The sequence below is a fragment of the Thiohalocapsa sp. genome, from assembly GCF_022340605.1.
Classification (GTDB): domain Bacteria; phylum Pseudomonadota; class Gammaproteobacteria; order Chromatiales; family Chromatiaceae; genus Thiohalocapsa.
Window position 1 is genome coordinate 24,384 of the sequence record NZ_JAJDNQ010000158.1, and the last position, 7,596, is coordinate 31,979.

General features: G+C 67.5%; 7 protein-coding genes. 2 read left to right on the top strand and 5 right to left on the bottom strand.

The genetic code is table 11. From position 1 onward, the window contains the following. Positions 1-11 precede the first annotated feature (11 nt). The 3 genes from phoR to LJE69_RS19585 all read right to left on the bottom strand — a co-directional run bounded on the left by phoR (position 12) and on the right by LJE69_RS19585 (position 2,354). A complete protein-coding gene (gene phoR / locus LJE69_RS19575; RefSeq protein ID WP_296927743.1) occupies positions 12-1,349 on the bottom strand; it encodes a phosphate regulon sensor histidine kinase PhoR in 1,338 nt (445 codons plus the stop codon). A gap of 42 nt (positions 1,350-1,391) precedes the next feature. Then, positions 1,392-2,072 (bottom strand): phosphate regulon transcriptional regulator PhoB, encoded by a 681-nt coding sequence (phoB, locus tag LJE69_RS19580; protein ID WP_296927744.1) that lies wholly within the window; start codon positions 2,070-2,072, stop codon positions 1,392-1,394. Positions 2,073-2,165: 93 nt separating this feature from the next. Then, complete coding sequence (locus LJE69_RS19585) at positions 2,166-2,354, bottom strand: hypothetical protein (RefSeq protein WP_296927745.1); 189 nt, start codon at positions 2,352-2,354, stop codon at positions 2,166-2,168. A gap of 545 nt (positions 2,355-2,899) precedes the next feature. Here LJE69_RS19585 and LJE69_RS19590 point away from each other — a divergent pair. Together LJE69_RS19590 and LJE69_RS19595 are read left to right on the top strand one after the other, a co-directional pair. After that, complete coding sequence (locus LJE69_RS19590) at positions 2,900-3,727, top strand: MBL fold metallo-hydrolase (RefSeq protein WP_296927746.1); 828 nt, start codon at positions 2,900-2,902, stop codon at positions 3,725-3,727. A 52-nt stretch (positions 3,728-3,779) separates the two neighbouring features. Further along, the gene (locus LJE69_RS19595; protein ID WP_296927747.1) at positions 3,780-4,355 is read left to right on the top strand and encodes an NUDIX hydrolase; all 576 of its coding nucleotides are present in this window, start codon (positions 3,780-3,782) and stop codon (positions 4,353-4,355) included. Between the two features lie 343 nt (positions 4,356-4,698). On the opposite strand, the gene LJE69_RS19600 is transcribed toward LJE69_RS19595, so the two are convergent. Both LJE69_RS19600 and LJE69_RS19605 read right to left on the bottom strand, forming a co-directional pair. Then, entirely contained in the window at positions 4,699-7,104 is a 2,406-nt protein-coding gene (locus tag LJE69_RS19600) for a sucrose synthase (RefSeq protein WP_296927748.1), read from the bottom strand. 196 nt (positions 7,105-7,300) lie between these two features. Then, a partial coding sequence (locus tag LJE69_RS19605) for a PfkB family carbohydrate kinase (protein ID WP_296927749.1) occupies positions 7,301-7,596 on the bottom strand: 296 nt, incomplete at its 5' end.

A 7,596-nucleotide genomic window follows, 5' to 3' on the forward strand; every position in this document is an offset into this window, starting at 1 on the left:
TGCCGTCGGTTTCAGGCGGAGCCCAGCACGCGCGTGTCGCGCTGCGGGTCTTCCCGGCGCAAGCGGCTGGCCGGCGGAAAGCGGCAAGTGAAGCAGGTGCCCCGTCCCGGGTCGCTGGCGATGCTGAGCTCGGCATCGTGCCGGTTCAGCACGTGCTTGACGATGGCGAGCCCGAGCCCGGTGCCGCCGGAGGCCCGCGAGCGTGCCTTGTCGATGCGGTAGAAGCGCTCGGTGATGCGCGGAATGTGCTCGGGGGCGATGCCCGGGCCGTCGTCGCTGACGCGCAGCACTGGCCCACCCGGCTCGTCGCGCCAAGCGATGCGCACGTGGCTGCCGGCAGGGGTGTGCTTGACGGCGTTGAACACCAGGTTGGACACCGCGCTGCGCAGCTCCGACTGGTTGCCGATCAGCATCAGGTCCGCGTCCACGTCCAGCGCAATCTCGTGGTTGCCGTCGCTTAGGGTGCGGGCATCGGCCACCACCTGCTCGATCTCCTGCGGCAGGTTGACCGGTGCCAGGTTACTCGCCGTGTCGTCCATCTCCAGCCGCGACAGGGTCAGCAGGTCTTCGATGATGGAGCGCATGCGGTTGGTCTGCCGCTCCATCAGCGACAGCGGCCTGCGGTGGGGCTCCGCCGTCAACGCGGAGTTCAGCAGGTTCTCGACGAAGCCCGCGATCACCGTCAGCGGCGTGCGCAGCTCGTGGGAGGCGTTGGCGACGAAGTCGCGCCGGATCATGTTTAAGTGGAAGATCTTGGTAATGTCCCTGCCCACCACCAGCCGCTGGCGCTTGCGCTCGCCGAAGGGGGCGATGCGGATGGACAGCATGATGGACTGGTTCTGCTCCGCCGCCACCTCCAGCGGGCGGGTGTAGTCGCCGCCGTCCAGGTAATCGGCGAGCCCGCGCTGCTCGCAGACCTCGGTGAGTAGCTTGCCCTCGTGATCGGGCCACTGCACGCCGAGCAGCGTCTCGGCGGCGGGGTTGGCCCACTCGATCTGCTGGCTCTTGTTCAGCACCACGAGGGCGTCCGGCACCGAGTTGGCGGCCTCACGGAAGCGGCGCTGGAAGCGGAGCTGACGCTTGCGCCCCTTGCGCGCGCGCTGCTGGTAGCGGCCCACGGCACGGTAGACCTCGCCCCAGAGTCCGGCCGGGAACGGCGGGGCCAGTCGATGCTGACGTTGAATGAAGCGCGTCAGCCGCCACAGGAAATAGAGCTGGCGCAGCAGGTACAGGCTCAGCACCAGCAGCACCGCACCCGCGAGCGGCAGGCCAGCGAGCCACAACAGGCCCGTGGCCACCGCACCCGTCAGCACCAGCGCAAGCTCGAAGCCGATGGCACCAGGCCGCACGTCAGCGCCGCCGCTTCAGGCGCTGCGGTCGGTGGGCCGCGCTCACTTGCCCGAGAACCGATAGCCGACGCCGCGCACGGTTTGCAACAGGTGCTCGTGTCCGGTCTGGGCCAGCGCCTTGCGCAGTCGGCGTACGTGCACGTCCACGGTGCGCTCCTCCACGTAGACCCGGTCGCCCCAGACCTGGTCTAAGAGCTGTGAGCGGCTGAAGGCGCGATCGGCGTGGGTCATGAAGAAATGTAGCAGCCGGTACTCGGTGGGGGCGATGTCGATGGCCGTGCCGTTGGCGCTGACGCGGTGGCTCACGTTGTCGATGACAAGTCCGCCGATCTCGATCTCGTCGGCGACCTCGCCCGGCTTGGCGCGGCGCAGCACGGCGTTGACGCGCGCCACCATCTCCCGCGGCGAAAAAGGCTTGGTGATGTAGTCGTCGGCGCCGGTGTCGAGCCCCTTGACCCGGTCTTCTTCCTCGCCGCGCGCCGAGATCATGATGATGGGCATACCGCGTGTCTTGGGGCTTTGCTTGAGCTGTTCGGCCAGCTCCAGCCCGGAGCGGCCCGGCAGCATCCAGTCCAGTAGCACGAGGTCGGGGCTCTCGCCCAGCAGCTTGCGCGCCTCGTCCGCGTGGCCGGCTTCCAGCGCGCGAAAGCCGCTCTCTTCCAGCGCGAAGCGGATCACTTCGCGGATGTCCGGCTCGTCGTCCACGATGAGTACAGTGGCCATGTCGCTCCCATGCAGCTCGTTGCGGCTAACTGGCGGATTCTATTGTTGGATCGTTACGGATAAGTTACCTGACGCAGGGTATTGTCAAGCTGCTCAGGGGGTATCACGATAGTCGATGCCGCGCTTGGCGAGCCAAGCGCGAAAGCGCGCGATCTTGGTTTCCAGCGAGCAGGTCGGCGGCAGGCTGTCCAGGTCGTGTCCGAAGGCGACGCGCAGCGCCGTTTGCTCATCCTCGTCGAGCCCATGCCAGTCGCGCGTCGGTTGTTGCTCGGGGTTGCTCATGTCGGTGGCTCCGGCTGGTGCACTGATCCGCGCTGGTCCGTCGGGACGCCGCCATCTGGCCCACCATCGGCATCGTTAGGCAGGCGGACAATGTCAGGCAGACCGCAATCTTGTCGTCATCCCAGATGTGTATCCTAACGGTTGGTGGTGCCGGAGCGCTCCGGACTGCTGCCCCCGGCCGCGTGTCGTCTGACTGGGCCGAGTGCAGCGTTTCACCTAACTTTGCTTTCGTTGTCGTTGTCGTTGTCGAGTATCCGACCACGACCACGACCACGACCACGACCACGACCACGACCACGAGCACGAGCACGAGCAGAGACTTCGACCTGGTTTCTCGGCTCCGCTCCCACCCGGATTGGCGCCCTGCAAAATTGCCTGAAACGGGGTACGAGGGTCCGGCTGCGCAATCCGCGCCCGAAATCGCGCCCGGCGACCCCATCTGGACAGTTCCTGGACAATTCTACAAGCCAACCGGACAAGGATGCTGCCCCGTGAGCCTGATACGGCATCGCGCATCGCCTGCGCATCTCATCGGCACTTAATTCATGAGAGATCTGGCACTGCATTTTCTCGGCGTCGGCAACGCCCGCGCCCTGGCGCTCGGTTCGTCTTCCGCCGTGCTCGAGGCCGCGGGCGAGCCGCTACTGCTCATCGACTGCGGTCCGGCGACCCTGGACATCTTCACCGACGTCTATCGCCGGCTGCCGCCCGCCGTGTTCATCACCCACGCTCACCTGGACCACATCGGTGGGTTGGAGGGGCTCTATTACAAGCTCGCCACCGCCGTGTCGGTGACGCACCCGGTGAAGCTGTATGTGCCGGTGTCTCTGATCCCGACCCTGCAGCGGCGGCTCGCGGACTATCCGAACCTGCTCGCCGAGGGCGGCAGCAACTTTTGGGATGTCTTTCAACTGGTGCCGGTGTCGGAGCGCTTCTGGCACCGGGAGTTGGAATTCACGGTGTTCCCCGCGCGCCACCATGAGCACCTGTCCGCGTTCGGCCTCGCGCTCGAGGGCGTCTTTCTTTACACCGGTGATACTCGGCCCATCCCGGAGGTGCTGAACCGCTATGCCACCCGCGGCGAATGGATCTTTCACGACTGTGCGCTGCACGGCAATCCGTCCCACACCGGGGTCGAAGACCTGCGCCGCGAGTACAAGCCGGAACAGCTCGCCCGCATGGCGCTCTACCACTACGAATCCGCCGAGGCTGGCGCGGAGCTCGCCGCCGCGGGGCTGCGCATCGCCAGGCCGGGTGACCGTTTTGCGCTGGATCACCGGCCGTCACGCGTGAGTGCCGTGCCAGCGGCCCGACCGACCGATCAGGCTACGGCCGATCAGCCCGATGCGCTGCCGGATGCCGTGGGCTGGTAGCATTGGCCTTTCGCCCCAGTGGTTGTTCCAAGTCGGGGTGGAGGAGGTCCGCATGGCACTCACCGATAACCCAGCCGCCGTGGATGGCGAGCGGCGCACCGTGTATCAGGGCAAGGTCGTGGACGTGGGCCTGGAGCGAGTCCGTTTGCCCACAGGCCGCGATGTGGAACTGGAGGTCATCCGTCACCCGGGCGGTGCCGCGGCGGTGGCCATCGACGATCGTGGCCGCGTTTGCCTGTTGCGCCAGTACCGGTACGTGGCCGGCGGCTGGCTCTGGGAGCTGCCGGCGGGCAAGATCGATCTCGGCGAGCCGCCGGCGGTCACCGCCGAGCGCGAGCTCGCCGAGGAGGCGGGCGTGGTGGCCGCAAGCTGGGACTCCCTCGGGCGCATGCATTCCTCGCCGGGGGTCTTCGCCGAGGTGATCCATCTGTTCCTGGCCCGCGGCCTGAGCGAGGTCGACTTGGGCCACGAGCCCGACGAGGTCATCGAGGTCCATTGGGTGTCGCTGGCGGACGCGCTCGCCCGCTGCACCGACGGCACCATCACCGACGCCAAGACCCTGATCGGTCTCTTCCGTGCCGACGCGCTGCTGCGGGCGAAGGCGCAGGAGGTCGTGGAGTCCGCCTGAGGCGCGGCCGCTGGCGTCGGGGGTGCCGGCAGTACCCCGTTTCAGGCAATTTTGCAGGGCGCCAACCCGGGTGGTAGCGGAGCCGAGGAACCAGGTCGAAGTCTCTGATCGTTGTCGTGGTCGGATATTCGACAACGACAACGATCACGACAACAAGAGCAAAGTTAGGTGAAACGCTGCGGTAGGCCGGGATGGGGAACGGAGCCCGCCACGGTGCCCGCCGCAATCGTCCTGACCGTCGGGCCTCCTGCGTCGGCCTGAACGACGCGCTGGTGCGGTTGTCGGGTTCGATGTCGATGTTGGTGCGGATTTTGATTTCGATGAGTGGGGCGCGGCCGCGGACTCATCCCTCCATTGCCTTTGCCACCGGCCGGTACTGGAGGCCGTAGAGCATTTCCAGGTAGCGTCGGGTCTCGGCCCGCTCCAGGTCGGTCACGTATTTCCAGAAGCCGTAGACCCGCGCCAGGGTCATCATGCGCTCGGCGTAGAGCCGCCAGGTGTAGCGTGCCTCGACCCGGGCGAGCGAGGCATCGGAGAGCGTCTGCCACAGGTCCGGCTCCTCGCCGCAGCGGCGGAAGAAATCGGCAATGGTCTCGGCGGAGGCATCGCCGTGGTTCGGGTCGATGTGGAAGCCCGAGATGCCGTTCTCGATGATCTCCAGCGGGCCGCCGAAGCAGGTGGCAAAGGTGGGCAGGCCGCTGCTCATGGCCTCGATGACCGTCAGGCCAAAGGCCTCGAACAGCGCCGGTTGCACGAAGGCACCGCGGCGGTCCGCCATGTAGCGGTAGAGCTCGCCGGCGAGCTGCTTTTCGAGATGAATGCCGAGCCAGCGCACCTGGCCGTCCAGGCCGTGATGACTCATCAGGTCGTGCATGACGCCGATCTGCTCGCGCTCCTCGTCGTCGCCCGAGCGCCCGGCGTCGACGTGGCCGGCCACCACCACCAGGTTCGTCAGCTCCCGCAGCGCGGGTGAGCGCCCGTACCAGTCCACCAGCCCGGTGATGTTCTTGATGCGGTCGAGTCGCGCCATAGTGAACAGCAGTGGCTTGTCGCGGTCGGCGAGCACGCCGCGGGTGTCGCCCGGGCGCTCGCCGCCGTAGACGAGGTCCTCGATCTCCGGCAGCAGGTGCCTGAGCCGTCGCTCGTCGTCGGTGAAGGGGAAGTAGATGTCTTCGTTGGCGCCGGGCGAGACGATGTTGAACTTGGGGTCGTAGACATCGACGCCGGCGACCACCCGGTACAGCCCCGGCATGGTGAATCGGGCGTAGCTCTCGTACTGGCCCAGGCTGTCGTCGGTGCCGGCGATCTCCTGGTAGGTGCTGGCGATAATGAAATCCGCCGTGTTCATCGCGATCAGGTCCGCGGTGAATTGGGCCGAGAAGTGGTAGCGTTCCTCGTTGTCGCGCCAATAAAGGTCCGAGTACAGGTACTTGGTCTTCTCCAGCGCATGGGCGATGTTGCACTGGCTCACCCCGAGCCGCTGCGACATCAAGGACGCCACCAGGTTGCCGTCCGAGTAGTTGCCGATGATCAGGTCCGGCCGGCCGCCGAGCTCCGCGAGGAGCTCACGCTCGGCGTCCAGCGCATAGCGCTCCAGGTACGGCCAGATGTGGAAGCGCGATACCCAGTGTGGCAGCACCTCGCCCGCCGCGGTGCGGAAGGGCACGCGCAGGATCAGCGCGTTGCGCGTGCCGGCGATGGGCTCCAGGCGCTGATTGCACAGCGTGCCGTCGGCCTCCGGGATCAGCCTGGTGAGCACGATCACGCGCGGCTCGATATCGATCCCCTGCTCGGCCAGGCGGCGCTGCATCTCGCGCTCCAGCGAGCGTACCTGGTCCAGGATGTAGACCACCTGGCCGCCGGTGTCCGGCCGGCCCAGCACGTTGGACTGCCCGAACCAGCCGTGCGGCGACAGGATGGCGATGGAGAAGATCATGGGCACGCGCCCCAGGAATTCCTCCAGCGCCCGCGGCGATGGTGCCTCCAGGATGTCCAGGAGCAGGCTCATGGTGTCGCGGATGCGTTCCACGTCGGCGCCCCAGCCGGCCTCGAAGCCCAGGCCGCGCAGGTCCGCGGCAACGTCGGCGTAGGGCGCATGCGTGGGCCGCCGGCGCAACGGTAGCAGCGCCTGGCGCAGGGCATTGCGCAGCTCGGCGACGCTGTTGATGCCGTCGTTCAGCATCAGTTGCTGGCCGCGATAGCTGTGCATGCGCAGGAAGCTCAGCAAGCGCTGGTCGCCCTTGCCGATCTCCTCGAACAGCCGGCTGGACAGGCGCCGGTTCAGGAACTCCACGCCGCGGCCGATGGACTCGGCCTCCTTGAGCTTGTACTGATCACGGTAAAAGGGCGCGAGGTCGATCTCCAGGCCGAACGGGTCCTCGTGGCCGCCGGTGGCGAGGTGCTCCTTGAACGCCAGGTATTCGGCGACGCTGACCTTCTGCAGGTCCATGGTCTCCAGGTGGATGCGCGCGTAGTCCCAGCGGGCGACACGCTGGCGCAGCGCGAGATAGACCCAGGACGCATCGGTGGCCGCCTCCTCGCACTGGTGCAGCGCCTGGGACAGGGCCGATTCGCCGAGCGCCGGGTCCTCGTGGCACAGATAGTCGCAGGCGTCGGTCAGGTCGCTGCGCAGCAGGAAGGGTCGCTGCAGCCCGACGATGTGGTACAGCAGCCGATGCGCCTGGCTGCGGTGCTCCTGCAGGTAGGCGGCGAGTGCCGGGATGCGGGTGTTGGGGGGCTCGGTCTCCATTGGCATGGTTCCGGTTGCTGGGATTGTGCGGTCGGGATGCGCGGCGATGCCGGGTGGTGATGCTGGGCGGCGCGACCGCCGGCGCGGCCGTGGCCGTTGTCGGAGTCGAATCGGACAATGGGCCCCGGTCTCGCGCGAACGATCGACCGGGTCAGAGCGGTCGACGGCGGCAGGTCATTGCTCGCGCGGTGCCATGTCAGCTCCCTCTCAGGCCCCATTCGCGGGCGAATGCCTCATAGAAGGCCGGGTCCTGGATGGTGGCGCCGCGCCGCCCGACGATGGCGGAGGCGAACGCCTGTGCACGCGTGAGGGTCTCGGCCAGCGGCCAGCCGCTGAGCAGGCCCAGAATCAGCACCGCAGCAAAGCCGTCGCCGGCGCCCACCGCGTCCACCACCTCGACGCTGGCGCCGGGGCGCACGCGCTCGATGTTGCCCTCGGCATCCAGCGCGAAGGCGCCGTCCGCCCCCAGGGTGCCGTACACCAGCGCGAGCC

Coding starts and splice junctions, on each gene's coding strand:
- phoB (WP_296927744.1), bottom strand. CDS start 2,072: ATGGCCACTGTACTCATCGTGGACGACGAGCCGGACATCCGCGAAGTG.
- LJE69_RS19585 (WP_296927745.1), bottom strand. CDS start 2,354: ATGAGCAACCCCGAGCAACAACCGACGCGCGACTGGCATGGGCTCGAC.
- LJE69_RS19590 (WP_296927746.1), top strand. CDS start 2,900: ATGAGAGATCTGGCACTGCATTTTCTCGGCGTCGGCAACGCCCGCGCC.
- LJE69_RS19595 (WP_296927747.1), top strand. CDS start 3,780: ATGGCACTCACCGATAACCCAGCCGCCGTGGATGGCGAGCGGCGCACC.
- LJE69_RS19600 (WP_296927748.1), bottom strand. CDS start 7,104: ATGGAGACCGAGCCCCCCAACACCCGCATCCCGGCACTCGCCGCCTAC.